This window comes from Microbispora sp. CL1-1, from assembly GCF_012034195.1.
Taxonomy (GTDB): Bacteria; Actinomycetota; Actinomycetes; order Streptosporangiales; family Streptosporangiaceae; genus Microbispora.
In genome coordinates, this window is the sequence record NZ_JAATEK010000007.1 from 119,181 (window position 1) to 144,519 (window position 25,339).

Consider the following 25,339-nt stretch of genomic DNA (forward strand, 5'->3'; position numbering starts at 1 on the left):
GCCTTCCTTCAGAGTGGGTACGTCAGTAGATGAACGGCGCGACGAGGCCGATCAGGGCCAGCGCCTCGGTGAGAACGAAGCCGAGCAGCATGTTCTGGCGGATGAGGCCGTACGCCTCGGGCTGACGGGCGATGGCCTGCACGCCCTGACCGAAGATGATGCCCACGCCGATGCCGGGGCCGATGGCGGCGAGGCCGTAACCGACGGCGCCAAGGTTGCCGGCGACTTCAGCGAGAACGCTCATTGCTGTTCTTCCTTTACTGGTCGGCCGGTGAGTGTGCTCTCACCGGTCTGGTCTACGTCGAAAGGTCGGGTCTGGGGAGATCCGTCAGTGCTCGGCGTGGAGCGAGTTGCCGATGTACATGGCGGCCAGCATCGTGAACAGGAACGCCTGCAGGAACTCGATGAACATCTCGAAGCCGGTCATCGCGATCGTCATGATCACACCGACGACACCGAGGCCCGCACCGAGGGGAGTCGGCTTCTCGAAGAGGAACCAGAAGCCGACCATGCTGAAGAAGGCCAGGATGAGGTGGCCGGCGAACATGTTCGCGAAGAGTCGGACGGCGTGCGTGAACGGCGCGATGATCAGGTTCGACAGGAACTCGATCGGCGCGAGCAGCACGTAGATCGGCTTGGGCAGCCCGGGCGGGAACATCATGTTCTTGAAGTAGCCGCCGAGGCCCTGGTGCTTGATGCCCAGGTAGATCTTGATCACGTAGATGGTGATCGCGAAAACGATGGGGAACGCGATGTGCGACGCCACGGGGATCTGGATCAGCGGGATGACGCCGAAGAAGTTCCACAGCAGGATCAGGAAGAACAGGCTCAGGAGCAGCGGCATCCACCGCTCGGCGTCCTTGCCCAGGAACGGCCGGGCCACCTGATCGCGGACGAACTGGTAACCCATCTCGCCGAGGTTCTGCATTCCCCGGGGAACAAGCTTGGGGTTGGCGAAGGCACTCCAAGCGAGGGCGCACACCACGACGGCGCCGAAGAGCGCCATCAGCACCGGCTTGGTCAGCCAGTACGGCGCACCGTCATAGAGCGGAGGGAAGTCGAAAATCGACGGTCCCGGCGCCTTGAAGTCGTCGGCGACGACCATGAGGGGGGTCACCTGGCCACCTCGCCTACCTGCTCGAGGCCGAATGCCCGAAGCATGTGCTTGTTCGTCCGTTCGCTACGCTCGCGCACGGGCGTTCCCTTCAACGATTGGATCAACAGAAGAGCGTGGGAAGCGGGCCGGCTGTCAGCGGCCGTACTTCAGATAGACGAGGTAGGCAGCCAGCCCGACCCCGAGAATGACGCCTATGGGGATGAACGCGTGCACGCCGGTCCACCAGCTCAGCAACCAGCCGAGGCCGCCCCATACCAGGATCCCGGACAGCAGATAGCTCGGGACCGACCAGGCGGCGTCGGCGAAGTCGCGGCCGTCGGTCTCGGGCCTGCGCTCCTGTTCGCTCATCGCGGCACGACGATAGCAGGAGCCATGCGGACTAGTCATATCGGGCTGCCCCGTACGCATGGTCATCCGCGCCCCTGCCCGGGAACCTTCGCCTCAGGCTCCACGTAGAGCATCTTCAGTTTCATGAATCCGCGCATCTCACCGATGGTCCAGGCGAGCGTGCAACCGATGACGCTCAGCGCGAACACGCGGGAGTCGAACGCGGTGGTGCCCTCGAAGGCTTTGAGCATCGCCATGATCGCCAGAACCTTGACGACATAGCCCAGCACGGCGGCCGCCATCATCGCCATCGGCGAGACCCGGCCCGCCCAGGAGACGACGACCAGACCGATGGTGAAGAAGGCCGCGACAAGGACGAGACCGATGCCGGCGCCCAACGCACCCTTGGCCCCGGTCGTGAACACCGCGATGAGCGCGGCGAGGAGACCGACGACCAAGGTCGGCACGGCGGCGCCCTTGAGAACGCGCACGTCGTTGGCCTGCAATGGGACTCCAGAATCGGTTGTCAAACGAGCGATTGCTACCTGCCGGGACGTCGTTGGCCTCGCCCCTTGCTAGTGAAAGCTATCACAAGCCCCGGAGTGCCACCTTTACCTGCCGTTTCGGGTCGCCGTCGACCTGCGGGGACGGCTCATGGGATGGCCCGGCGGACGGGCTCGGGGGACGGGCTCGGGGGACGGGCTCGGGGGACGGGCTCGGGGGACGGGCTCGGGGGACGGGCCTGGGGAACGGGCCTGGGGAACGGGCCTGGGGAACGGGCTCAGCGGAAGGTGCCGGTGTCGGCGCGGGAGGTGGTAGGGGGAACGCCCGGACCACCCGGGCCACCCGGGGCGCTCTGTCCCGGGTAGGGGTTGCGACCCTGCGCCGGAAGCCTGCCCGGACCCGCCTGTCCAGGACCCGCCTGTCCAGGAACCGCCTGACCCGGCGCGGCCTGACCCGGCGCGGCGGAGTCACCGGGCGTGACCGGAGGGGCGGGCGGGGGGACGACGGGATAGACGAGCGTGTCGTGTTCGGAGATCCCGCGAATGGCAGGACCGGTGGCGGGCGGACGGTTCCCCGTCGCATGCACCCCGGCCTTCTGGCCGCCCTGGCCGCTCCCGTCTCCCTTGTCGTCATGCGTCACCGTACGGCGCGATCGCCACCGCGGCAGGCCCATGATCACCAGCACCGCCACGGCGAGCACGATCGTCAAGGGGAACACGATGAACGGCACGCGGCCGATCGACAGGCCCACGATCGCGAAGGCGAACAGGAACGTCCAGGCGTACATGATCAGGACGCTGCGCCGGTGGGAGTGGCCGATGTCGAGCATCCGGTGGTGCAAATGGCCGCGGTCGGGGGCGAACGGGGACATACCCGCCGATGTACGGCGGACGACCGCCATGATCAGGTCGGCCAGCGGCAGCACCACGACCGCGATCGGCAGGATCAGGGGCAGGATCACCGGGAACCGGTTGAGCTTGCCGACCACCGCGTCCGGCTCGACCGACGACAGGCTGGTGATCAGCGAGGTGGCGAGCAGCAGGCCGAGCAACATGGCGCCGGTGTCGCCCATGAAGATCTTGGCGGGATTGAAGTTGTGCGGCAGGAAGCCCACGCACATCCCGATGAGGATGGCCGCGATGGCGGCCGTCCCGTTGATCCGCGAACCGCTCGCGGTCTGCTGCAGCACGATCGAGTAGGCGAAGGTCGCCATCGCCGCGATGGCGACGATGCCCGCGGCCAGGCCGTCCAGACCGTCGACGAAGTTCACCGCGTTGATCACGACAACGACGATCATGATGGTGAGGATCGTGTGCAGGGTGTCGTCGAGGGCCTGGGAGCCGCCCATCGACTGCGGCAGCGGCAGGAACTGCAGATATACGCCGAAGTAGACGAGCAGCCCGCCCGCTGCGATCTGGCCGCCCAGCTTGACCAGCGCGTCCATGCCGAGCCAGTCGTCCAGGAACCCGGTGAGGACGATCAGGCCGCCGGCCGCGAGGAGCGCGGTCACCGTCTTTCCCGTCTGGCCGCTGTCGAACGCGCCGCCGACGTACGGCAGGTTGCTCGCCACCAGCAGGGCCGCCACCATCCCGCCGAACATCGCGAGCCCGCCCAGACGCGGGGTGGGCACCGTGTGCACGTCCCGCTCCCGCACCTCGGGGGCCGCGCCGATGCGCAGCGCGAACACCCTGACCGGCGGCACCAGCAGATAGGTCACCGCAGCCGCCACGAGCGCCAAGAGGAGATATTCGCGCACGGACCTAGTTTCCTGGATAGGCGGATCAGTTGTGACGGGCAAAAGACATAGATCGCCCTATCCCTGACGGGGATATGCCGGATGCGTCGCGGTCAGCCCCTTTACCCGTTCGAGGACCGACGTTATCGCACCTGGGCGCCGGATGGCCCGGACGATGAGAGACGCGGTCTCTCTCAGTTCCGCCGCGGCCCATCCCCTGGATGGTCGTGCAGAGCGTGCCGGCCCTGATCCCGGAGGCCGCGGTCGCGGACGCGGGATCGTACGGGATCGCGTTGTGATCGAGCAGGATGCCTGCCTCGGCGCAGCGCCGCTCCGCCTCCGCTCCGCTCACTCGGCGCCGCGCAGGTCGACCAGCGCGAGGTGGGTGTCGGTGCCGCCCGACACCGGGCGCAGCCCCTCGGCCGCCGGCCCCTCCACCAGGGTCCTGGCGTTGTCCGCCGCCGCCGCGGCATAGGCGCGGAACTCGGGGCGTAGGCGCGGAACTCGGGGCGCAGCGCCTCGCCGAACGCAATCGATCAGCCGGGAATACGCCGTGGCGCCGCAGACGATCACCCGGGGGACGGTGGCGCAGCGCCAGGTCCCGCACCTCGTCGTAGTCGATCGTCTCGGTGTCCCGCCGCACGCCGTAGGAGACGACGTCGAACCGTCTGCCGGAGAAACCGGCCTTGGACCCGTGGGTGATGCGGCCGCCGTGCTCCAGGGCGAGCGCCGGGACCGTGTCGCCCGGCTGCGGAAGGGCCGCGTACGCCGCCAGGATGGCCGTGGTGCCGCTGTAGGGCTGCACGTTGGCATGATCCGACCCGAACAACCGCTTGGCCCGCTCTACGGCGATCTCCTCGGCGCGGCCGGCCTCCTCGCAGCCGCGGTAGTACCGGTGGCCCGGGTAGCCCTCGGCGTACTTGTCGTTGAGCACCGAGCCGAGCCCGGCGAGGACAGCGGGCGAGGACAGGTTCTCGCCCGCGGTGAGCTGGAACCCGCCCCGCGGCCGGGCGACCTCGTCGAGCAGCACCCCGGGCGACGTCCGGATCCTGCGCGGCGAACCGGGCGAAGTCAGGACCGTAGAACGGCTCCGAACCTTCCGTGGAACCGCCTCACGTGTCTTCGCTCCAGGCGAAGACATCGCGGGTCAGAGGGCTGTTCAGCGGCCGCTCGGGAGTGCGTTCAGGATGTGAAGGCGTGCGGCGCGCCGGCCTTGGCCGGGATCCAGCGCGGCGTGTCCGCGGCCTGATCGCTGATCGCCGTGAGCACCGCCTGGCGGTACATCCCGAGCCGGTTGCGCCATTCCGCCAGGTCCTGGACGTACCGCTCGGCGACCGGAGCGTCCCACACGTCCCTGCTCCGGGCCCTCTCGTACGGCTTGTCCAGCGACTTGGTGAGCTGGTCCATCAGCGGGACCACCTGCAGCCACAGGTCGACGAGCTTCTGGTATTCCGGGTTGAACACCCAGCCCGTCGGCTGCCCGCCGGGCGACAGCAGGTCGGTGCTCGACGGCGCCGGCGGGGTCTCCCCCGGCTGCAGCGGAGTCGGCGCCGGCGGGTCGACATAACTCACGATCGCGCCTCCTGTGCGAAGCCGGCCAGCACGCCGGCGTTGGTCGTCGCCTGTCCTGCCCCGGACACCCCGGCGGCCCGCCGCCCGGCTCCGCTCGCCGGGTCGCACCACCCCGCACCGTCGTCCGGCCGCCGCGCGGCGCTGCCGATCCGCGTGAGTACGGCCGCTTCCGGGTGTCGCGGGGGTCGGATCCCCGCGCGTCCACGCGGGTACGTCGCTCGCACGCCTCACTTCTCCGGCTTCTGGATGATGACCTCGACGGCTTCGACGCTGCCGGCGGGTCCGTCTGGCTCGACCTTCCTCGCCACCCAGTCGCCCTTGCCCCACTCCCCTTCCGGGACACGTACGTCCGGCATGTCCACGGGCTCGACGTCCCGGTGGTGGTCCACCAGCATGCGCGGCACGGCCTCGTCGCCTGAGTGGCGGGCGGGATAGCCGAGCACGTCCCCGGGCTGCGCGGCGGCGAACGATCGGGCATCGGGTGCCGGGGCCTGGCCGGGGCCCGGAGTCCTCGTCGTGCCGTGGGTCTCCGCGCCGTTCGTCCCCGCGCCGTTCGTCCCCGCGGCGTGCCCTGCCGCGTGGTGTGCGCCATGATCATGCGTTCCCGCATGGTGCACGCCGTGGTGATGTGCCGCCCCCTGGCCGGGAGCGCCATGCGTCGCCGCGTCGTGCGCACCCGCGCCGTACGCCCCCGGGTTGTGCGTCGCCGCGCCGGATGTGCCGGGGTTGTGCGTCGCCGCGCCATGCGGGGACGCGCTGGATGCGCCCGGGTTGTGCGTCGCCGCGTCGCCTCCGGCCATCCCGGTCGCGCGCGTACCGGCATCGTTGTCGCACGGTCGCCCGCTCGAGTCGGGCGCGCCGTCGGCCCTGTCGCTCACACCGGTCGCCCCGATGTGACCCGTCGCGCCGTCGCCACCGGCACCCGCCGCGCTCGCGGTTCCCGCCGTCCCGGCCGCGTGGCCGTCTCCGGCCGCCCCTACGGTGGGCAGGCTGCCGGTCGCCGTGCCGGTCGTACCCGCGGCGTGCCCGCCACCAGAAGTGCCCACCGCCGGCAGGTCGCCGGTCACCGTCCCCGTCCCGCCCGACGCGGCAGGCGATTGCGAAGGTGCCGCATCGGCCGTGCCCGTGGCACCTGCCGATCCTGCCGCGTGAGCCGCGCCGCTCGCCGCGTTCGTCCCCGCCGATGCCGCAGGCGTCGCATCGGCCGCCGAGCCCACCGGATGAGCAGGCACGGCCGCCCCGGGCGCCGCAGGAGTGGCAGAAGTGGCATCGGCCGCGCCAGTCGGATGAGCGGGCGCGGTCGCCCCGGGCACCGTGGGAGTAGCAGGGGTGGCGTCGGCCACACCGGCTGGCTGGGCGGTCACGGTCGGCACAGGCGCAGGGGTCGCGCCGGCCGTACTCGTGGCACCCGCCGCAGTCACAGGATGCGAGGTTCCGGTCGCCGTATCAGGCGTGGTCGCCGTGGGCGCAGGATGCGGAGTTCCGATCGCCGTATCGCCCGTGCCCGCCGTGGTCGCGGCGGGTGCCTGATGCGGGGTTCCGGTCGCCGTGGCGGGCGTACCTGCTGTCTGTGCCGTACTAGCGGTCCCCGCCGACTGTGCCGTGCCGGTCGTATCTGCCGTCTGCGGCGCTCCGCCCGCACCAGTCGCACCGCTCGCGCCGACCGCGTCGCCCGGGTGAGAGGTCCCGGTCGCAGTGCCGCTTACGACCGTGTCGCCCGTGTACGCATGACCACCGCCGCTCGCCGCCACCACAGTGTGGCCGGCGGAAGTCCCCTGCACGGTGTCAGAGGCGCCCGTCGCGAACGGATCAACGGAGAGGTTGTCGGCAGGCGTGCCGACGTATGCGCCCATGGGATCGCCAGGCGCGAGGCCGGGCTGCGGAGGCTTGTTCGCCGCCGGATTGGTCGGCTCGGCGGGTGGCACCAATCCGGGCGGCCCGTCCGGGTGCGCACCGGTGGCGCTCGCCGTCTGCGCGTCCGCGCCGGGTATGTCGATCGGCTGGACGCCCTGCGCCTGCTCGGCGCCGGGCTGGATCAACGGGGTGCTGACGACCTTGACACCGTCGACTACGGTCACCTGCCGACCGGCGGGGTCGATGTCGTCGGGGTGGTCCTTGCCGGGGGTGTCGTAGATCGCGGAGTCGCTTCCGCCCGTGGAGGGGGGCTGCTCCCCCGCCGCCTTCGAATCGACCGGCGTCGCCTGAGCCGCGCTCGATCCCGGGTTCTGGCCCGGGTTCTGGGTCTGTCCCTGTCCCGGGTCGACCGGCGTCCCCTGCCCCGCGCTCGGCCCCGCGCTCGATCCCGGGTTCTGGCCCGGATTCTGGGTATTTCCCTGTCCCTGGTCGACGGGCCGCTGCTGCCAACCGCCGTCGGACTGGCTCTGAGCGGCACTTTGATTGTCGCCGGCGGGCTGAACGTGGCCCGTGCCTCCCTGATCCTGACCAACGACCTGATCGCCGCCGACCGGCTGACCCGGGGCGGCAGGCCGGTCCAGGCTCGCGCCCTGGCCAATGTCCTGGCCCGCGCCCTGGCCGATGCCCTGACCCACGGTCTGGCTGTCGCCGGTCGGCGGCGTCTGCACCGCGCTTTGTCCCGCGGCCTGTCCTGCGCTCTGTGCCGTGCCCTGGCCGATGCCCTGGCCCACACCCGGGTTGTCGCCGGTCGGCTGACCCGAGCCGATGGGGTGGTGAACCTGGCCGGAGCCGACGTTCGCACCCGCGTCGCCGGTGCCGCCTACGGCGCCGTTGGCGCCCGCTTGGCCCGCACCGGAGCCGGCAGATACGCCGGACCCGGTCGCGGTGCCGGATCCAGGCGTACCGCCGCTGTCGCCACTCGCACTCGTGGGCGGAGGCGTCCCCGTGCCCGAACCCGTGCCCGTGCCCGAACCAGTGCCCGTGCTCGCACCCGGGCCTGCACCTGTAGCCGTGCCCGTGGACGTGCCCGTGGACGTGCCCGCGCCTGTGGCCGTACCGGCGTCGGCGGCGGGGTGGGCCGGACCGTGCGTCGAGGATGGCATCTGAGGGAGGGAACCCTCGATGGTGCCGTAAGCGGGCTTGTCCGCGAGCTTCGCTTCGGCCGCGCCCTGGCCTCCTCCGCCGCTGCTCGCGCGGGCCGCGCCGTCGGCGGCGCCGTGCGCCCGGTGGGAGGTCTCCCCCTTCGCCGCGCCGGAGTCGCCAGAACCGTGCGACGACGTCTTGTGGGCGTTCTGCGTGTCGTGGACCGCCTTGCCCTCGGGCCTGGCCTCCGGCTTCGGGTCCGCCTTGTGGTCGGACCTGCTGTCGGTCTTGTGGTCGGACTTGGTGTCGGACTTGTGCTCGTCCGGCTTCGCGTCCGCCTTGCCGTCGCCCTTGGCGTCCGGCTTCGCATCGGCCTTGTGATCAGCCTCGCTGTCGGCTTTGTGCTCGGACTTGCCGTCCTGCTTGTGATCCGTCTTGTGGTCGGGCTTGTCGCCCTGCGTGCTGGACGGCGCGGGATCGTCGGCGGGCATGGTGGTGTCCCGCTCCTCCGTGAAGGAGGCCCCGCGGGTCGTCGGGACCGTGCCCGCGCTCTGCTGTTTCTCCTTCTTCTCCAGCAGGGTCACGCGCTTGGTGACGTCCTTGACCATCGTCGTGCACGCGTCGGCGACCTGTGACGGCCGGTGGGTCACGTGCACCGAGACGCCGGCCGTACGCGTCAACTGGGTGATCCGGGCCTCGATGCCGTCCATCTGCTTCGCTGCGTGCTGAACCTCCGACAGCAACTCACGGACGAGCTTCGGATCCATCCCGTCGAGCTTGGCCATGGGCGCGCCTCCACAGAGATATCGGCGCACTTCACGGTAGCCGGGGTGGCATCGGTAAAGAAGCCCGATAGCCAGACGGCATCGATCGCCCTGATCAGAGCCGTGACGACATCTCGATATGCGAGACGTACGCCCGGATCGCGGTCACTCCTCCGTCGCGAGGTATCCCACGAGGGCGCGGATCTTGTCCACGGGGATCGCGCCCTTGCGCAGCACCCGGGGCACGGCCGTGGTGAGATCGACGATCGTGGACGGAACGGAGTCCGCACAGGGGCCGGCGTCCAGATAGACGTCCACCGCGTCGCCGAGCTGCTCCTCGGCCTCGTCCACCGTGGTGGGCGGCGGGTTGCCGGACCGGTTGGCGCTGGAGACCGCCATGGGGCCGGTCTCCTTGAGGAGGTCCAGCGCGACCGGGTGCAGCGGCATGCGGACGGCGACCGTTCCCTTGGTGTCGCCGAGGTCCCACGACAGCGACCGGTTGGCCCTGAGTATGAGTGTGAGCGGCCCGGGCCAGAAGGCGTCCACCAGGTCCTGCCCGTACGTCCCGAGGCTCTCCACGAGGGCGTTGGCGGCCCGTACGGTGCCCACGAGGACGGGCACGGGGATGTCCCTGCCCCGGCCCTTGGCCTCCAGCAGGGCGTTGACGGCGGAAGGGGTGAAAGCGTCGGCGCCGATCCCATAAACGGTGTCGGTGGGCAGCACCACGAGCTCGCCCCGCCGTACCGTCGAGATCGCCTCCGCCAATCCGGTCATCCGCTCCGTCTGGTCGGCACAGTCAAACCGTCGGCTCACGAAGCCATCCTTCCACGTGTCCCGTCCGAATCCGCCGCCGCGTGGCCACGGCCCGGGCCGTTCGCGTCAGTCCGGGGTCGGCCCGGAATCAGTCCATGCTCAGCCGGGCGGTGACGAACCTGTCCCGGCCGGTCAGGTCCTGGCGCAACCACACGTCGCGCCAGCCGTTCTCCTCGGCGAACAGCCAATAGACGGCGTTGCCCTGCTGGTCGGCGTGCTCGACCACGGCGAACCCGCCCGGCCGCAGCAGCCGTCGCGCCGTACGCTCGACGGCTCTCACCTCGTCGAGCCCGTCCTCCCCCGACCCGTAGAGGGCCCGCGAGGGGTCGTAGTCGCGCACCTCGGGATCGCGCGGGATCGCACCGGGCGGGATGTACGGCGGGTTGGAGATGACCAGGTCGACCTGGCCGTCCAGCTCCGGCAGGCAGTCGGCCAGGTCCTCGGGATGCAGGGTCGTCCGGCCCTGGCCGTGTTCGAGGATGTTGCGCTTGGCCCAGCCGTACGCCACGGGGTCGATCTCGACGGCGTGCACCTGCGCCAGCGCGACCTCCTGGGCGATCGACAGCGCGATGGCCCCGGAACCGGTGCCGAGGTCGACCACGACCGGAGAGGCGACGTCCATCTCGCGCAGCCGGTCGATCGCCCAGCCGGCCACGACCTCGGTCTCCGGCCTGGGCACGAACACGCCGGGGCCGACCTCCAGGGAGAGGTAGCGGAAGTAGGCCCGGCCCGTGATGTGCTGCAGCGGCTCGCGTGCCTCGCGCCGGGCGATGCCCTCCCAGAACCGCGCGTCGAAGTCGGCGTCCTTGACCGTGTGCAGCATGCCCCGCGGGACGCCGTGGATGAACGCCGCGATCTCCTCGGCGTCCGTGCGCGGTGACGGCACTCCCGCCTCGGCGAGCCGGGCGGTGGCGAGGGCGATTTCGTCGAGCAGGAAGGTCATGGTCTCTTACAGCACGGTCCTCGCGGCGTGGCCGGGGAAACGCCGGTCGTGGGCAGACGAGCCGCCGTAGCCGGGGAGACGTCGCTCATGAGCAGACGGGCGGCCGGGACGGCCCATCGTCGTTCGACGTCCCACGTCCATCACCGCTTCTCTCATCGTCCCCTCATCAGGCTCGCCGCGGGCTCACGAATGAGCGGACAGCTTCTCCGCGAGTTCCGCGTCGAGCAAAGCCTGTATCACCGCGTCGAGATCGCCGTCCAGGACTTGGTCCAGGTTGTAGGCCTTGAAGCCCACCCGGTGATCGGAGATGCGGTTCTCCGGGAAGTTGTAGGTGCGGATGCGCTCGGAGCGGTCGACCGTGCGCACCTGCGACTTGCGCTCGGCCATCGCCGCCGCCTCGGCCTCCTCCTGCGCCATCGCGAGCAGCCGGGCGCGCAGGATGCGCAGCGCCGACTCCTTGTTCTGGAGCTGGCTCTTCTCGTTCTGGCAGGAGACGACGACACCGGTCGGCAGGTGGGTGATCCGCACGGCCGAGTCGGTCGTGTTGACGCTCTGGCCGCCGGGGCCGCTGGAGCGGAACACGTCGATTCGCAGGTCGTTGGGGTCGATCTGGACGTCGACCTCCTCGGCCTCGGGGTAGACGAGCACACCGGCGGCCGAGGTGTGGATGCGGCCCTGCGACTCGGTCACCGGCACCCGCTGCACGCGGTGCACGCCGCCCTCGAACTTGAGCCGCGACCAGACGCCCTCCCTGCCCTTGATGGCGACGGTGACGTCCTTGTAGCCGCCGAGATCGGAGTGCTGGGCATCGATGATCTCGGTCTTGTACCCGATCCGCTCGGCGTACCTGAGGTACATCCTCAGGAGGTCTCCGGCGAACAGGGCGGACTCCTGGCCGCCCTCGCCCGCCTTGATCTCCATGATGACGTCCTTGTCGTCGTTGGGGTCGCGCGGGACAAGGAGACGGGTGAGCTTCTCCTCCAGCACCGGGATGCGGCCTTCGAGCTCGGCCGCCTCCTCCGCGAACGCCGGGTCCTCCGCCGCCAGCTCACGCGCGGCAGCGAGGTCCTGCCGTACGCCTTCGAGCTCCCGGTAGGTCGCGACGATCGGCGTGAGCTCCGCGTAACGCTTGCCGTACGTCCGCGCCTTGCTCTGGTCGGCGTGCACGGCGGGGTCGGCGAGCCGCAGTTCCAGATCCGCGTACTCACTCATGATCTCGTCGAGGTTCACCGCACGCTCCTTTGCTCAAGCTCCTCGGTAAAGGCCGTAATCACCAAGAACGCCGACCCGGAGACGCCCCGCGAGAGGGGCGCCCCCGAGCCGGCGTCCTGGAGGAGCTACTTGCTCTGGGCCTTCTTGCCGAAGCGCGCCTCGAAGCGCGCCACCCGGCCACCGGTGTCGAGGATCTTCTGCTTGCCCGTGTAGAAGGGGTGGCAGGCGGAGCAGACGTCGGCGTGGATCACGCCGTTCTTGGCGGTGCTACGCGTGGTGAAGGTGTTCCCGCAGGTGCAGGTCACCTGGGTGACCACGTACTCCGGGTGGATGTCGGGCTTCATGTCTCAGTCCTAACGCTAGGCGCGGTCGCCGGGTCGCTTTCGCCTGTCACGGCCTGCGCGCATCGGCACACCTGTGATGCGCGGCTGCGGGAACCGGTACCGCTGCGGTTCGGCTACCAGTGTGCCAGATCCACCAACCATCCCAGGCCATCGGCTATTCCCAGGCCGGGCATCGTGGTGACCGGGGCGGCGGCGAGGGAGGCGGCGGGCGGGGTGCGGTGGTCTTCGGGCACGGATCGGCGGGTCACGCCGACGCCCCGTACGGCACGGGCCGTCCGGGGCGTCGGTCGGAAGGGCTTCAGTCGCGGTCGTTGCTGACCGTGGTCTTCTGCACCTGGAGCAGGAACTCGGCGTTGGACTTGGTCTCCTTCATCTTCTCGAGAAGGAGCTCCAGCGCCTGCTGCATGTCGAGGGCGTGGAGGACGCGGCGGAGCTTCCAGACGATCGACAGCTCCTCCTTCGCCATGAGGATCTCCTCCTTGCGGGTGCCGGACGCGTCCACGTCCACCGCCGGGAAGATGCGCTTGTCCGCGAGCGACCGGTTGAGCTTGAGCTCCATGTTGCCGGTGCCCTTGAACTCCTCGAAGATGACCTCGTCCATCTTGGAGCCGGTCTCGACCAGCGCCGTGGCGAGGATCGTCAGCGAGCCGCCGTTCTCGATGTTGCGGGCGGCGCCGAAGAACCGCTTCGGCGGGTAGAGCGCGGTCGAGTCGACACCACCGGACAGGATGCGGCCGCTCGCCGGCGCCGCGAGGTTGTACGCGCGGCCGAGACGGGTGATCGAGTCGAGCAGGACGACGACGTCGTGGCCCAGCTCCACCAGGCGCTTGGCCCGCTCGATGGCGAGCTCGGCGACGGTGGTGTGGTCCTCGGCCGGGCGGTCGAAGGTCGAGTGGATGACCTCGCCCTTGACCGACCGCTGCATGTCGGTGACCTCTTCCGGACGCTCGTCCACGAGGACGACCATCAGGTGGCACTCGGGGTTGTTGCGCGTGATCGCGTTGGCGATCGCCTGGAGCACCATCGTCTTGCCGGCCTTGGGAGGCGACACGATGAGGCCGCGCTGGCCCTTGCCGATCGGCGAGACGAGGTCGATGATCCGCGTGGTCAGGACGTTGGGCTCGGTCTCCAGGCGCAGGCGCTCCTGCGGGTAGAGCGGCGTGAGCTTGTTGAAGTCGGGCCGCTGACGGGCCTGCTCCGGGTCCATGCCGTTGACGGTGTCGAGGCGGACGAGCGCGTTGAACTTCTCGCGCCGCTCGCCGTCCCTCGGCTGCCGGACGGCGCCGGTGATGACGTCGCCCTTGCGCAGGCCGTTGCGGCGGATCTGGGCGAGCGAGACGTAGACGTCGTTCGCGCCCGGAAGGTAGCCGCTGGTGCGCACGAAGGCGTAGTTGTCGAGGATGTCCAGGATGCCGGCGATCGGGATCAGGACGTCGTCCTCGCTGATGACCGGCTCGTTGCCCTCGAAACGGTCGCGCCCGCGGCGGCCGCGCTCCCGGAAGCGGCCACGGCGCCCACGCCCGTCCTCGCCCTGCTGGTCGCCCTTGCCGTCGGCGCGGCCGTCCGTACGGCTGTCGCCGCGGCCGTCACGCCCGTCGGAGCGGTTGTCGCCACGGTTGTCGCCACGATTGTCGCCACGGCCCTGCTGGTCACGACGGCCCTGGCCGCCGTCTCCCGCGTCGGCGGCGCGCTGGTCACCGCGCTGGTCACCGCGGCCGTCGCGCTCACGGCCCCGCTCGCCACGCTCACCGCGCGTGCGGCGCTCGCGGCGGTCGCCGCGCTCGGGCCGCTCGCTGCGGGTCTCCGGCTGGGCGGCGGCCTCGGCCTGCGGCTCGGCGACGGTGGCGGCGCCGTTCTGCGCGGCCTCGGCGGCCACGGCGGGCGCAGCCTCGACCACGGGACGCTCCTCACGAGCCGCGGCGACGGGCTCGGCGGCCGGCGCCGGCTCGGGCGCGGAAGCCTGGGCGGCGCGGGAACGTTCCCGGCGGCCACGGGCGGGGCGCTCAGCGGCGGCGGGCGCTTCTGCGGCGGCCTTCGGCTCGGGCGCGGACTCTCCCGATCCGCCCTGCTTCTCCTGGATGGCCGCGATGAGCTGGCTCTTGCGCATCCGTCCGGTCCCCGTGATGCCGAGGCTGGTCGCCAGGGCCTGAAGCTCGGGGAGCACCATGCCAGCCAGGCCGGTGCCGGAGCGACGTCGCGGACGGGCCGGGGCGGAAGTGGGGGTGTCGCCGGCGGCCTGGCCGTCGGAGAGGAGTTCGGTGGTGTCGCTCAACTAAGGGTCCTTCCCAGGGGTCGGGCGCCAGAATCGTGCGTCCAGGCGTCCCGGTGATGCGACCCGGCGGGACAGACCGGGTCGGGCTTCGCGAATCTCATGTGTCGATGACCCTCGGGATCCGCGAGCGGTAGGTGCCCGGGGGCGATCCCCCGGATTGCCGCCACCGACCAGATGTCTTGGTGGTTCGAACGCGCATGTCTCCGAGAACGCCGCCTCTGGTCATGCCACCCGGAGGTGTGCCGACTGGAGGAAACGGTTTCGGGGAAATCGCCCTGCCCGCGTCGAAGGACGCGAGGCGAAGTGCAGCGATGTGCGAATGACAAGCACGCACCCAACACGGGGGCACCTGGTGCGGCTATCAGCCTAACATCACCAGCGCGCACAGCTATTCCCTGAAGGTCGAAGAAGCATCAGCGTGTCTCGGGAAACCGAACGTACGCACCAAGCGGGTCGACGTTCATTGGCTGGATGTGCCAGTCATTACCCACTTCTGGCGCGATCAAATCCTCGGTGTCCCGTGTCGTCAGTGCGAGAACCGTCGGACCGGCCCCCGAGACGACGGCGGGCACCCCGGCCTCGCGGAGCCGTCGCACCAGTTCAGCGGTGCGGGGCATCGCGGGAGCGCGGTACCACTGGTGCAGACGGTCTTCGGTGGCGGCGAGCAGGAGATCCGGTTCCGGTCTCTGCGTGAGCGCCGCGACGAGCAGAGCCGCCCGCCCCGCGTTGGCCGCCGCGTCGGAATGCGGTACGTCCTTCGGCAGCAGCCCCCGAGCCTCCTCCGTGGACAACCGGAAATCCGGGATCAAAACCACCGGCCGGACGTCCTCGTGCGGACTCAGTTTCACCATACTCGCCACCCCCGACTGGTCGGTCCAGGCGATGGTGAGTCCGCCCGCCAGGCACGGCGCCACGTTGTCGGGATGCCCCTCCAGCTCCGTGGCCAGCGCGAACACCTCCGCGTCCGGCAGATCCCCCGCGCCCCGCGCGCGTACGAGTTCGCGGGCGGCGAGGATGCCGGCGCAGATCGCCGCGGACGACGAGCCGAGCCCCCGCGCGTGCGGAATGCGGTTGCGGCAGCGCAGCGCGACGCCGTCCGGCTGGGCGAACCCCATGCGGTCGAACGTCGCCCGCATCGTCCTGACGACGAGGTGGCCCTCGCCCTCGTCCAGCTCACCGGCGCCCTGGCCCTCCACCTCGATCCGCACGCCGGGCGAGCCGGAGATCTCGGCCTCCACCTCGTCGTACAGGTCGAGGGCGAGGCCGAGGCTGTCGAAACCGGGGCCGAGGTTGGCGCTCGTCGCAGGCACGCGTACGACGACGCCGTGACTGTCCGTCAATTCGTCACCTGAACCCTTTTATGGGCGGGAATAGGGGCCGGTCAGGCAAGTCCGAGCGCGGCCGCGGCGGCGTAGGCGTCGATCGGGATCGTCACCGGCGCCGGGGCGCCGGAGATGGCCCAGTCGGGGTCCTTCAGGCCGTTGCCGGTCACGGTGCACACGACCCGCTGCCCGGGCGTGAGCAGGCCCTGCTCGTGCGCCTGGAGCAGGCCGGCGACGCTCGCGGCGGAGGCGAGCTCGACGAACACGCCCTCCTCCTGCGCGAGCAGCTTGTACGCCGCGGCGATCTGGCGGTCGGTCACGGCCTGGATGTCGCCGCCGGACTCGTCGCGCGCGGCCTCGGCGAGCCGCCACGAGGCGGGGTTGCCGATCCTGATCGCCGTGGCGATCGTCTGCGGGTGGGTCACGGGGCTGCCGCCGACCAGCGGCGCCGCGCCGCTCGCCTGGAACCCCAGCATGCGCGGGCGCTTGGTGGCCAGGCCGTCCTCGGCGTACTCCTTGTAGCCCATCCAGTAGGCCGAGATGTTGCCGGCGTTGCCGACCGGGATGCAGTGGACGTCGGGCGCGTCGCCGAGCGCGTCGACGATCTCGAAGGCCGCCGTCTTCTGACCCTGCAGGCGGTGCGGATTGACGGAGTTGACCAGCGCGATCGGGTAGGTCTCCGCGAGCTTCCTGGTCATCTCAAGGCAGTCGTCGAACGAGCCCTCGACCTGGAGCAGCCTGGCGCCGTGCACCAGCGCCTGGGCGAGCTTGCCCATCGCGATCTTCCCGCGCGGCACGAGGACGGCGCAGGTCAGCCCGGCCCGTACGGCGTAGGCGGCGGCCGAGGCGCTGGTGTTGCCGGTGGACGCGCAGATGACGGCCTGGGCGCCCTCCTCGACGGCCTTGCTGATCGCCACGGTCATGCCGCGGTCCTTGAAGCTGCCGGTCGGGTTGAGACCCTCGACCTTGAGGTGGACGTCACAGCCCGTGATCTGGGACACCCGCCTGGCCGGGACGAGCGGCGTGCCGCCCTCGAGCAGGGTCACCACTGGCGTCGTCGTGGAGACCGGCAGACGGTCACGGTACTCCTCGATCAGGCCACGCCAAGCCCTGAACATTGGTCGCTCCTCCCACGCGCGCGTACGCGTGTCACCAGGGGTATCGGTCACCGAGTCTACGGCCAACCGTCTGACGTGCGGACTCCGTTGTCCACCAAATGGACATATTGGGCGTCACCTTAGGGAACCGTCGGCCGCTTTCGCTAGGGTGGAGCAACCTTTTGACCAACGCTGTGAAGGACGAGGATTGGCCCACCTGACGGGCATGGAGCCCCAGCCCCGGCCGCGGATTCGCCACAACGACTACTCTCCGCTCACGCCACCGCCCATCGGCGAGTGGACGCCCACGCTCAGCGCGAGTGTCGTCATCCCCGCGCACGGCGGGCAGCACCGCCTCGACCTGACGCTGGCCGCGCTGGCCGCGCAGACCTATCCCGCGCACCTCATCGAGGTGATCGTCGTGGACGACCGCAGCGACCCTCCGCTGCGCCTGCCCGACCTGCGGCCCGACAACACCCGCGTCGTGGTCGTGCCGCCCGGCGGATGGGGCGCCGGACACGCGATGAACGCCGGCATCGCGGCGGCCGAGGGCGAGATCGTGCAGCGTCTCGACGCCGACATGGTGATCTCGCGGGAGCACCTGGAGGCGCTGTTCCGCTGGCATCACCTCACCGACTATCTCGTCACCATCGGCGGCAAGAAGTTCGCCGAGGAGCCCGCCCTCACTCCGGCGCAGGTCCACGAGGCCGTACGGCACGGCTCGCCCGAGGACCTGTTCGACCCGTCCGCGCTGGTGTCCAGCTCGACCGAGGAGACCATCCGCCGCCTCGACGGCCTGCGGGCCAGCAAGAACCCCTACCAGGTGTGCACCGGCCCGACGGTCTCCCTGCGGCGGGCCCTGCTCGACGACGTCCGGGGCTTCGATCCCGAGGTGGTGCGCGGCCAGGACACCGAGTTCGCCTACCGGCTCGCCCAGGCGGGGGCGGTGTTCGTTCCCGACATGGAGGCCCGTGCCGTGCATCTCGGCCTGCCGGCCCAGCGTGGCGAGCACGGCAAGTCGATCGTCCGGCTCGTCGAGACCCACCTGGCACACCGGGTCCCGCTCCGCCGTGACCTGCGCAAGGAGCCCGGCCGGCGCTGGCTCGTGCCGTACGTGGAGGTCGTCTTCGACGTCACCGGGGCGGACGAACGGGCGATCGTCGCGGCGGTCGACGCGGTGCTGCGCGGCACGCTCACCGACGTCGTGGTCACGCTGGCCGGCCCGTGGTCGTCGCTCGACGGCGGAGGCAGGTGGGCGCCGGGGACCGGAGCGTTCGATCTCGCCCTGGTCAAGGCGGCGTTCGGGCACGACGCGCGGGTGCGGTTCGCGGACCAGGCGGCGCCGACCGCCGCGCCCGTCCCCTTCCGCTACACCGCGCCCGTCGGCAGCCCTCCGGCTCCGGCCCTGCTGGAGCGGGCGGTCAAGGCGATGCTGGAGGAGCGCATCGGCCTGCTGGTCCTCGACCTGCCCGGCGGAGGCACGGCCACCCTGGAGCGGACCGAGGCCGTCGCGCGCGCCCGCCGGCTCGCCGCGCCGGGCGAGGACCCCGCCGGCGTGATCGCCCAGACCCACGGCGTACGGCACGCCGCGGCAAGCGAGTTCGAGACGCCTCCCGCGGCGGCGGCGAAACCGGCCGTGCCACAGGCCGCGCCGAAATCCACCCCGCCGAACGCCGGCAAGCCACAGGCCACGGCGAGCCCGAAACCGGCCGCGGCCCAGGCCCCGCGACCGGAGGCGGCGGCGCCGCGCCGCCGCGGCCTGTTCCGCCGCTCCTGACCCGCAGCGCCCCGGATCGCTGCCCCGCCCTGAGCGGTGGCGGGGGCGGGGTCAGGTCTTCTTGAACGTGAAAGGGCGACGCAGGCCGCGGGCGATGCCGCGCAGGCCCCGGGTGCGGTGCAGCGCCGAGACCTGCCCGCGCAGCACCGAGACCTGCCGCCGCAGGGTGCCCATCTCACGGCGGAACTCGACGGCGGACTTGCGCCACCGCCCGGCCTCGCCGCGCCATTTGGTCACCTGTTCCCGCAGCCGCTCGACCTCCTTGGTCAGCCGCTCGACCTCGGCCTCCGCCTTGACCCGCTTGCGATAGGCGGCGCGCGCGCTCATGAAGGCCGGAGCCTCCTCGGCCGTACGGAAGCCGAAGGTCTCGCCGTCGACCCAGTAGACGCCGAACATCTCGTCGACGGCGTCGTCGAGGTCCTCGCCCTCCTCGGCGACGAGTGCGGCGCGGGAGAACGCCTCGGTGCGCTCCAGCCGGGCGGCGGTGACGCCCTCGGCGTTCTCGGCCAGGAGCACGCTCACCAGGCCGCGTTCCCGGCCGCGCAGCACGTCGAGAAGCCGGCCGAGACCGTCCTCCTCGGGCACCCAGCCGGGCGGGATGCGCAGGCGGTAGGGCGACTGGGTGTCGGGCACCGTGGTGGCCAGCCGCACCCGGCCCTCGTGGGTGTAGTGGGCCCGCAGCAGCACGAGGTCGAGGTTCGGGTCCTTGAGCGGCGCGCGCTGCTCGGGCGCGAGCTCGTCCCACGGGCCGGTCAGCACCACGGCGAGGTCGGTCACCGTGCCTGCCAGCACGCCGTCCACAGTGGCCCTGACCTCGTCGTACGACCCGGCGGTGGCGTCCACCAGGACCTCCACCTGCGGGACCTTCCACTGGCGGGAGGGATGGGTGCGCAGCCACCGATAGCCGGGCACCCGATCGGTCACCAGGGCGTGGCTGACCCGGCTGATCGGCGCGCTGTCGCGCATGCGCATCGACGGGCCGAGGTGATAGGCCCTGGCCTGCGGGTCGGGGATGAAGACCGCGCCCGCCTGGGCGAGCCGGTATCCCATCTCGGTGTCCTGGCCGAGGATCATCTCCGGGTCCATCGGCCCGGCCCGCTCGAACAGCCGGGCGGAGACCGACGACGCGCCGCCGATGTGGATGCTGAACGGCCGCGGCGAGTTGACCAGCCCGTCCGACCGCTCCACCAGGTCTTCGATCCAGGCGTGCGGCTCGGCCGGCTCGAAGAGCTTCGCCAGGTCGTCCGTACGCGCGACGTCGGCGGGGCCGGGCAGCGGGGCGGTGGTGAAGCGCAGGTAGGAGGTGACCGACAGATAGGGCGCGAGGTGGTGCCAGCGCATGTGCGCCTCCACCTCCTCCGGCTCGGGCACGACGTCGGAGTCCATCCAGTGGATGACGTCGCCCGTCGCGGCGGCCAGGCCGGTGTTGCGGGCCCTGGCCCGGCCCGGCGCCGCGCAGACCAGCAGCCGCGTGTCGCGGGGCCGGATCTCCGGCAGGCGCAGCGGCGGCTCGGTGCCGTTGTCGACCACGATCACTTCGAGCAGGTCGGCCGGATATGTCTGCCTGGCCAGCCCGGCGAGCGTGAGATCGAGCTTGGCCTGATCGGCGTAGGCGGGGATCACCACGCTGACCCGCAGACGGGGTGTCCACGACGACCCGAGGGCCGGCGGCCGAAGGACGGTGTAGTCGTTTCCCCTTATGCGTGGCGTCATGGTGCTTCCAACATCACACTTGGGCGAAAGCCGCGCCACTGGTTCGCGGCTACTCGCAGGAAGTGGGCAAGAGGAAGGTTCCAGGTGTGTTCGGCGCCGACCGATCTCCGTAGGACGTAGCCCAGGCCGTGGGTGCGGTAGACCCGGCCGCCGGCCGCCGCGACCGCCCGCAGGAGGTGCGCGTCCTCGCCGCGGTCCAGCTCCCCGAAGCCGCCGGCCTGCTCGAAGGTCTCACGGCCGAGCATGATCGTGCCGCCCGCGACGTGGTCGGCCCACACCTCGCTGCTGTAGTCGACGCGGCGGATCGTCGCGTCGAGGGGCTGGAGGTAGAAGAACTCCGGAGCGGTCCCGACCAGCTCCGCGCCGGAATAGGCCATGGTGAGCAGCAGGTCGGCCAGGTGCTCTGGACCGTACCAATCGTCGTCGTCCCACTTGGTGACGATGCCGGTGGACGCCCGTGCCGCCGCCATGTTGAGCACGGCCCCGAGCGGCGCGTCCGGATCGGCCTCGACGACCGTCATCGGGTGGGGGAACTCCGCGAGCGCCTCCCGCACCCGCGCGGCCGGGAACCCGTGCAGGGCGACGATCGCCTCAAGGCCGACGCCGCGCTGGCGGGCGAGCTGCCGCAGCGCGTGGGCCACGTAGTGGGGCCGCCGCGTGGCCATGACGACGGTCACCGGGGCGAGGCCGGTGCCGACGCCCGCGGCCCGCAGCGCGTGCCTGCGCAGGCGCACGCTGTGCTCCTCCCTGCGCAGGTCGGCGACCGAGTCGGGCCTGCCGTCGTCGGCCTCGGGAGTCCAGGCCGTGATCAGGCCGGCGAGCACGGGATCGGCATCCCGCACCCACCCCGGCGGGTCCTGGCCGGTGAGCGGCACCCCCGCGGCGGCCAGGGCGGCGACCGCCTCCAACGCCCCGGCGGCGGGCCGCTCCGGCCACTCCACGCGAAGCCCGCGCAGCGGCCGGAGGGCTGCGACGTCGTCGGCCTCCGGGGGGACGGCCAGCGGGCGGCCTCCCACCGACCACCGCCCGTCGTCCCAGGACAGCGTCGCGGTCTCCTCGGTCGGGCCGCGCGTGAAGCCGTACGGCGAGCAGATGCCGGTCGTCACCGTCACGGTGTCCCTCCTGCGCGTCCGTTTACAGGCTCGTCAACTTGTATCAGCCGAACCTTGTGAATCCCTGTGACCGTGAAGGTCACCTGACCACTGGCTGTGACGCGGCGCGACGGGATCACGGCACGGGCGACACTCCCCCGCCGACCACGTCGCCCATCGTCCGCACGTCGATCTTCCCGGCCTTCCGCTGCTTGGCCACCCAGTCGATGAAGGCGGCGAACTCCTTGGGCGCCGTCGCGTACTGGTCCCGCGGCTCGTTCTTGATCTCGTGGAAGACGAAGGTCACCATGCCGGGGTCCTTCTCCTGCTGGGCGCGGGTGACGAACTCGCGCAGCGTGCGGGCGGTACGCGGCAGGCGCGACTGGCTCGTGGCCCGTACGGCGGCGGGGTCCGCGGGCGGGATCGTCTCGGTGACCGGGCAGGCACGGCAGCTGTCGGGCCGGTAGAGGCCGTTGATGTCACGCGCGCTGTTGTAGCCGCAGCCCATCGCGATCCGCTTGCTCGACTCGTCGATGGCCCCGAACGGATAGGCGAACGAGCGCACGGCGAACCCCATCTTCAGCAGCGCCCGCCTGTCGTCGCAGATCTCCGCCTGCTGGGCGGCGTCGAACGCCTCCGGCAGATGCGGATGATGGAGGGTGTGCCCGCCGATCTCGTGGCCCAGCTTCGCGATGGCCCGCACCGCGGCCACGCTCAGGAAGCCGCGTTTGCCGAGGCGGCCGCTGTTGACGTAGAAGGTGCCCTTGAGACCGCGCCTGCTCAGCATCTTGGCGACGGCGAGGTGGTCGACCGTGCTGTCGTCGAAGGTGAGGACCACTGTCGGCACCCCGGCCGCCCGCGCTCCCTGTTGTGTCACGTGCGCCGGGACGGCCGATCCTGCCGCCGCGACGGCAGTGTGCTGGAGTCCCGCGATCGACGCCGCGGTTAGGAGACAGGCCGGAATAAGTCTCTTCACCGTAAGTCGCATGGAGAAGAACTTTACTCACTCACGGCAACCGCTCTTGAACGCGATGTCCAACCGTAATGAAACGGTCCACATCGCTCAGCCCTTGCCACGAGCGCGCTCGAACAGTGCGACGGTGAGGCCCGGCAGCTCCGCGGAATGCCAGGCCGTCGAAAGACGGTATCCGGCCGCGCGTACGGAGGCCACCCTTGGGATCTTCTTTCCCGTCAGCCCGGCCTGCTTCGTCCCCCGCCAGACCACCCAGACCCGGCGGTGCCCGGCCAGGGCCTCGGCCAGGTCGTCCCGCTCCACGTATTCGAAGGCGGGGCCCTGCCCCTTGAGAAGCACGTCGTCGGGCAGCTTCTCCCGGCCGTAGTAAACGAAGCCGGTGCGCAGCCGGCTCTGGCCGTACACGATGGCGTCGCCGGGGCGCTCCCGTGCCTGGATCACGCCGAGCGCGCCGGGGAAGTCGTCGTAGTGGCCGTTGCGCTGCCGATAGTCGGCCTGCGCGGGCAGCCCCAGCGCCGCGACGGCCAGCACGACGGGCACGCTGACCAGCGCGAAGGGGACGGGGGCCAGGCGCACCGAGGCCAGCGCCACGCCTGCCGCCAGGGCCAGGGCAGGTGCCGCGACGAACACGTAACGGTCCACGTAGGCCGGGGTCACCAGCATGTCGACCATGAGCAGCAGCACGGGCGGGAGGACGAGCCAGCCGCCTGCGAGGACGCCCCAGGGCACCGACCTGCGCAGCAGGATCACCACCCCCACGACGGCGAGGGCGAACAGCGGCGGCCCGGCGAGGTCGGAGCCCGCCGCGTGCTTGGGGAACTTCAGCAGCACGTCGGGCCCGTGCGGCGCGATCCAGCTGATCGCGTGGCGCTCGCCCCAGCCGACCAGCGCGAGGATCGCGAGGGGGACGCACCCCACCGCCGTCGCGGGAACGATCCTGGTCAGGAACGTACGGCGGGGCAGCACCAGCAGGGCGGCCAGGAACTGGGCCGGGAGCACCAGCACCGAGAACAGGTGGGTGCAGCCGAGGAGGGCCACCGACGCCGCGTACCAGCGGGTCCGGGAGCCGGTGGGCGCCTCGGCCACCCGGTGCAGCGTCCACGCGGAGATGACGGCCGCCGCCGCCGCGAACGCGTACGGCCGGGCGTTCGCGCCGTGGTAGGACACCGACGGCAATATGGCGAACAGCGCCGCGGCCAGCACGCCCGCGCGGGGACCGGCCAGCCGGCGGCCGAGGTCGGCCAGGAAACCCGCCGCCACCCCGGCCGCGAGGGCCGAGGGCAGGCGCAGCCACCACTCGGCCTCCCCCAGCCACGACCAGACGTGGATGAGCAGGTAGTAGGGCAGGAAGTGGCCGTCGATCTGCTGGACGAGCCCCCACAGCCCGCTCAGCGGCCGGGCCACCGCGGCGCTGTAGGTCGCCACCTCGTCGGCCGACAGCGACGCCGTGGTGCCGGAGATCGCGACACAGGTGGTCAGCAGGCCCGCGAGCAGCGGTGTCCAGCGAGGCCAGTCCTTCGCTTCGGCATCCGCCCGGTGAGTGGACGTCCGGACCGCCTCGCCCGTAACCACGCTTCCCCCTACGAATCTGATCATTTCGGCGACGTCAAAGGACATCGAACACGCACCGGCGCGCGGATCGGCGGGCCGTTATCCGATCGAGTCGTTGCCCGCGACCGCCCCGCCTTCCGGACATGCCGGGCTCCACCGTACGAGATCTCGGCGGGGACTCCTCACGGAACTGTTTGATTGTTATAGTGACATGCAAACAGTTTGGGAGGTGGCTCGTGTACGACTCCCCCCAGCACCACGGCCCTCAGCAGGACGCCGCACGACCGCCCCTGGGAGTGCCTCTGCTGCCGCTCGCGCCGGGCCGGCGGGCCGTCTACGCCGCGTCCGCCTGGTATCCGCGCTCGCTCCTGCTGGGGGCGGCGATGCTCGCCTTCGGCTGGTTCGGGCTCTTCAACCTCTCCCGCTCCTGGTAGGGGGCGACGCTCATGGCGCTGATGGGGCTCGCCGCGATCCTCTCGGCGCGCACCCGGCTCCGCATCGACGGCGGCGTCGAGGTCAGCCTGCCGGGGCTCGGCGGCCTGCGGCGGGTCGTGCCGTACGACACGGTGCTCTTCGCGTCGGTGCGGCCGGAGGCGTCCGGCAGGGGGCTCGGCATAATCGGCGGCAGCAGGGGGTGGGGATACGTGAGCGGACGGGAGCCGGTGCTGGCGCTGCGGCTCCCCGACGGGCGGGAGTTCCTGTATTCGACCCGCGACGCCGAGACGGCCGCCGCGCTGGTCAACGCGTCCCTCGCCCGCGCGAGGGGAGACGCCGGGTGCTGATCGTCGTCGATCCGTCCTCGGCGCAGCCCCTGGCCGACCAGGTGGCGGCCTCGGTGCGCTCGGCGGTCGCCAGGGGTGCGGCGGGTCCCGGGGACAAGCTGCCGTCGGCGCGGGCCGTCGCCGCCGCGCTCGGCATCAACCTGCACACCGTGCTGCGGGGCTACCAGCAACTGCGCGACGAGGGCCTGGTCGAGCTGCGCCGGGGCCGCGCGGCGACGATCACCGATCTCGCGGCCGAGGGCGGACGGCTGCGCCTGCGTGAGGCCGCCGAGGCGTTCGCCGCGGCCGTACGGCATCTCGGGGCCTCCGAGGAGGAGGCCCTCGACGCGGTCCGCAGGGCCCTGGCGCAGCACTGACCCGCCCCTCGCGCAACGTCCAGGACGTCCACGCCACCGGGCCGATCACGCGCTGTCGGGTCACGCGACCCTCGCCG

23 protein-coding genes and 1 pseudogene are annotated in these 25,339 nt (G+C 71.3%); 4 read left to right on the forward strand and 20 right to left on the reverse strand.

Features of this window, described 5'->3' with window-relative positions:
• Positions 1–22: 22 nt before the first annotated feature.
• From atpE to thrC, 16 genes and pseudogenes are all read right to left on the reverse strand, one after another.
• The gene (atpE, locus tag HCK04_RS11430; RefSeq protein WP_030510489.1) at positions 23–244 is read right to left on the reverse strand and encodes an ATP synthase F0 subunit C; all 222 of its coding nucleotides are present in this window, start codon (positions 242–244) and stop codon (positions 23–25) included.
• A gap of 84 nt (positions 245–328) precedes the next feature.
• Entirely contained in the window at positions 329–1,117 is a 789-nt protein-coding gene (atpB, locus tag HCK04_RS11435; RefSeq protein WP_260617204.1) for a F0F1 ATP synthase subunit A, read from the reverse strand.
• Between the two features lie 132 nt (positions 1,118–1,249).
• On the reverse strand, positions 1,250–1,465 hold the full coding sequence (locus HCK04_RS11440; RefSeq protein ID WP_079320510.1) for a hypothetical protein: 216 nt from the start codon (positions 1,463–1,465) through the stop codon (positions 1,250–1,252).
• Positions 1,466–1,527: 62 nt separating this feature from the next.
• A complete protein-coding gene (locus HCK04_RS11445) occupies positions 1,528–1,950 on the reverse strand; it encodes a hypothetical protein (protein ID WP_142647151.1) in 423 nt (140 codons plus the stop codon).
• Between the two features lie 275 nt (positions 1,951–2,225).
• Complete coding sequence (locus tag HCK04_RS11450) at positions 2,226–3,704, reverse strand: MraY family glycosyltransferase (RefSeq protein ID WP_260617205.1); 1,479 nt, start codon at positions 3,702–3,704, stop codon at positions 2,226–2,228.
• 327 nt (positions 3,705–4,031) lie between these two features.
• On the reverse strand, positions 4,032–4,121 hold the full coding sequence (locus tag HCK04_RS44145; RefSeq protein ID WP_312845730.1) for a hypothetical protein: 90 nt from the start codon (positions 4,119–4,121) through the stop codon (positions 4,032–4,034).
• A 199-nt stretch (positions 4,122–4,320) separates the two neighbouring features.
• Positions 4,321–4,824 (reverse strand): annotated as a pseudogene (locus HCK04_RS42185) (hypothetical protein); the annotation flags it as partial.
• 41 nt (positions 4,825–4,865) lie between these two features.
• The gene (locus HCK04_RS11460; protein WP_142618972.1) at positions 4,866–5,255 is read right to left on the reverse strand and encodes a hypothetical protein; all 390 of its coding nucleotides are present in this window, start codon (positions 5,253–5,255) and stop codon (positions 4,866–4,868) included.
• 227 nt (positions 5,256–5,482) lie between these two features.
• Positions 5,483–9,037: a hypothetical protein gene (locus tag HCK04_RS11465; RefSeq protein ID WP_142647153.1), complete on the reverse strand. Its 3,555-nt coding sequence runs from the start codon at positions 9,035–9,037 to the stop codon at positions 5,483–5,485.
• 144 nt (positions 9,038–9,181) lie between these two features.
• On the reverse strand, positions 9,182–9,829 hold the full coding sequence (locus HCK04_RS11470) for an L-threonylcarbamoyladenylate synthase (RefSeq protein ID WP_142647154.1): 648 nt from the start codon (positions 9,827–9,829) through the stop codon (positions 9,182–9,184).
• Positions 9,830–9,917: 88 nt separating this feature from the next.
• A complete protein-coding gene (prmC, locus tag HCK04_RS11475; RefSeq protein ID WP_142647155.1) occupies positions 9,918–10,772 on the reverse strand; it encodes a peptide chain release factor N(5)-glutamine methyltransferase in 855 nt (284 codons plus the stop codon).
• A 183-nt stretch (positions 10,773–10,955) separates the two neighbouring features.
• Positions 10,956–12,002: a peptide chain release factor 1 gene (prfA, locus tag HCK04_RS11480; protein WP_221889899.1), complete on the reverse strand. Its 1,047-nt coding sequence runs from the start codon at positions 12,000–12,002 to the stop codon at positions 10,956–10,958.
• A gap of 107 nt (positions 12,003–12,109) precedes the next feature.
• Complete coding sequence (gene rpmE, locus HCK04_RS11485; protein WP_079317149.1) at positions 12,110–12,328, reverse strand: 50S ribosomal protein L31; 219 nt, start codon at positions 12,326–12,328, stop codon at positions 12,110–12,112.
• Between the two features lie 298 nt (positions 12,329–12,626).
• Complete coding sequence (gene rho, locus HCK04_RS11490; protein ID WP_142647156.1) at positions 12,627–14,600, reverse strand: transcription termination factor Rho; 1,974 nt, start codon at positions 14,598–14,600, stop codon at positions 12,627–12,629.
• A 413-nt stretch (positions 14,601–15,013) separates the two neighbouring features.
• On the reverse strand, positions 15,014–15,940 hold the full coding sequence (gene thrB / locus HCK04_RS11495; RefSeq protein WP_142647157.1) for a homoserine kinase: 927 nt from the start codon (positions 15,938–15,940) through the stop codon (positions 15,014–15,016).
• A 41-nt stretch (positions 15,941–15,981) separates the two neighbouring features.
• The gene (thrC, locus tag HCK04_RS11500) at positions 15,982–17,040 is read right to left on the reverse strand and encodes a threonine synthase (protein WP_142647158.1); all 1,059 of its coding nucleotides are present in this window, start codon (positions 17,038–17,040) and stop codon (positions 15,982–15,984) included.
• A 187-nt stretch (positions 17,041–17,227) separates the two neighbouring features.
• Here thrC and HCK04_RS11505 point away from each other — a divergent pair, with 187 nt between their 5' ends.
• Positions 17,228–18,796, forward strand: coding sequence for a glycosyltransferase (locus HCK04_RS11505; protein ID WP_240971310.1), 1,569 nt, complete (start codon positions 17,228–17,230; stop codon positions 18,794–18,796).
• A gap of 51 nt (positions 18,797–18,847) precedes the next feature.
• Here the strand turns inward: HCK04_RS11505 and HCK04_RS11510 are convergent, their stop codons facing one another.
• The 4 genes from HCK04_RS11510 to HCK04_RS11525 all read right to left on the reverse strand — a co-directional run bounded on the left by HCK04_RS11510 (position 18,848) and on the right by HCK04_RS11525 (position 24,145).
• Entirely contained in the window at positions 18,848–20,509 is a 1,662-nt protein-coding gene (locus HCK04_RS11510) for a glycosyltransferase family 2 protein (RefSeq protein ID WP_142647159.1), read from the reverse strand.
• A complete protein-coding gene (locus tag HCK04_RS11515; RefSeq protein ID WP_205830106.1) occupies positions 20,506–21,621 on the reverse strand; it encodes a family 2 glycosyl transferase in 1,116 nt (371 codons plus the stop codon). The genes HCK04_RS11510 and HCK04_RS11515 overlap by 4 nt, the downstream gene beginning before the upstream one ends.
• A 115-nt stretch (positions 21,622–21,736) precedes the next feature.
• A complete protein-coding gene (locus tag HCK04_RS11520) occupies positions 21,737–22,447 on the reverse strand; it encodes a polysaccharide deacetylase family protein (RefSeq protein WP_168065840.1) in 711 nt (236 codons plus the stop codon).
• A gap of 216 nt (positions 22,448–22,663) precedes the next feature.
• Positions 22,664–24,145 (reverse strand): glycosyltransferase family 39 protein, encoded by a 1,482-nt coding sequence (locus HCK04_RS11525; protein ID WP_260617206.1) that lies wholly within the window; start codon positions 24,143–24,145, stop codon positions 22,664–22,666.
• 215 nt (positions 24,146–24,360) lie between these two features.
• Here HCK04_RS11525 and HCK04_RS42190 point away from each other — a divergent pair, with 215 nt between their 5' ends.
• Genes HCK04_RS42190 through HCK04_RS42200 form a run of 3 tightly spaced genes read left to right on the forward strand, consistent with a single transcriptional unit; the run spans position 24,361 to position 25,262 of the window.
• A complete protein-coding gene (locus tag HCK04_RS42190) occupies positions 24,361–24,558 on the forward strand; it encodes a hypothetical protein (RefSeq protein WP_142647162.1) in 198 nt (65 codons plus the stop codon).
• Positions 24,559–24,570: 12 nt separating this feature from the next.
• Positions 24,571–24,906 carry a hypothetical protein gene (locus tag HCK04_RS42195; protein WP_142647163.1) on the forward strand — a complete coding sequence of 112 codons (336 nt, stop codon included), beginning with the start codon at positions 24,571–24,573 and terminating at the stop codon, positions 24,904–24,906.
• The gene (locus tag HCK04_RS42200; protein ID WP_142647164.1) at positions 24,900–25,262 is read left to right on the forward strand and encodes a GntR family transcriptional regulator; all 363 of its coding nucleotides are present in this window, start codon (positions 24,900–24,902) and stop codon (positions 25,260–25,262) included. Before HCK04_RS42195 ends, HCK04_RS42200 begins: the two co-directional genes overlap by 7 nt.
• Positions 25,263–25,339 lie beyond the last annotated feature (77 nt).

Coding starts and splice junctions, on each gene's coding strand:
- atpE (WP_030510489.1), bottom strand. CDS start 244: ATGAGCGTTCTCGCTGAAGTCGCCGGCAACCTTGGCGCCGTCGGTTAC.
- HCK04_RS11440 (WP_079320510.1), bottom strand. CDS start 1,465: ATGAGCGAACAGGAGCGCAGGCCCGAGACCGACGGCCGCGACTTCGCC.
- HCK04_RS11465 (WP_142647153.1), bottom strand. CDS start 9,037: ATGGCCAAGCTCGACGGGATGGATCCGAAGCTCGTCCGTGAGTTGCTG.
- prmC (WP_142647155.1), bottom strand. CDS start 10,772: ATGACCTTCCTGCTCGACGAAATCGCCCTCGCCACCGCCCGGCTCGCC.
- rpmE (WP_079317149.1), bottom strand. CDS start 12,328: ATGAAGCCCGACATCCACCCGGAGTACGTGGTCACCCAGGTGACCTGC.
- thrC (WP_142647158.1), bottom strand. CDS start 17,040: ATGTTCAGGGCTTGGCGTGGCCTGATCGAGGAGTACCGTGACCGTCTG.
- HCK04_RS11510 (WP_142647159.1), bottom strand. CDS start 20,509: ATGACGCCACGCATAAGGGGAAACGACTACACCGTCCTTCGGCCGCCG.
- HCK04_RS42195 (WP_142647163.1), top strand. CDS start 24,571: ATGGCGCTGATGGGGCTCGCCGCGATCCTCTCGGCGCGCACCCGGCTC.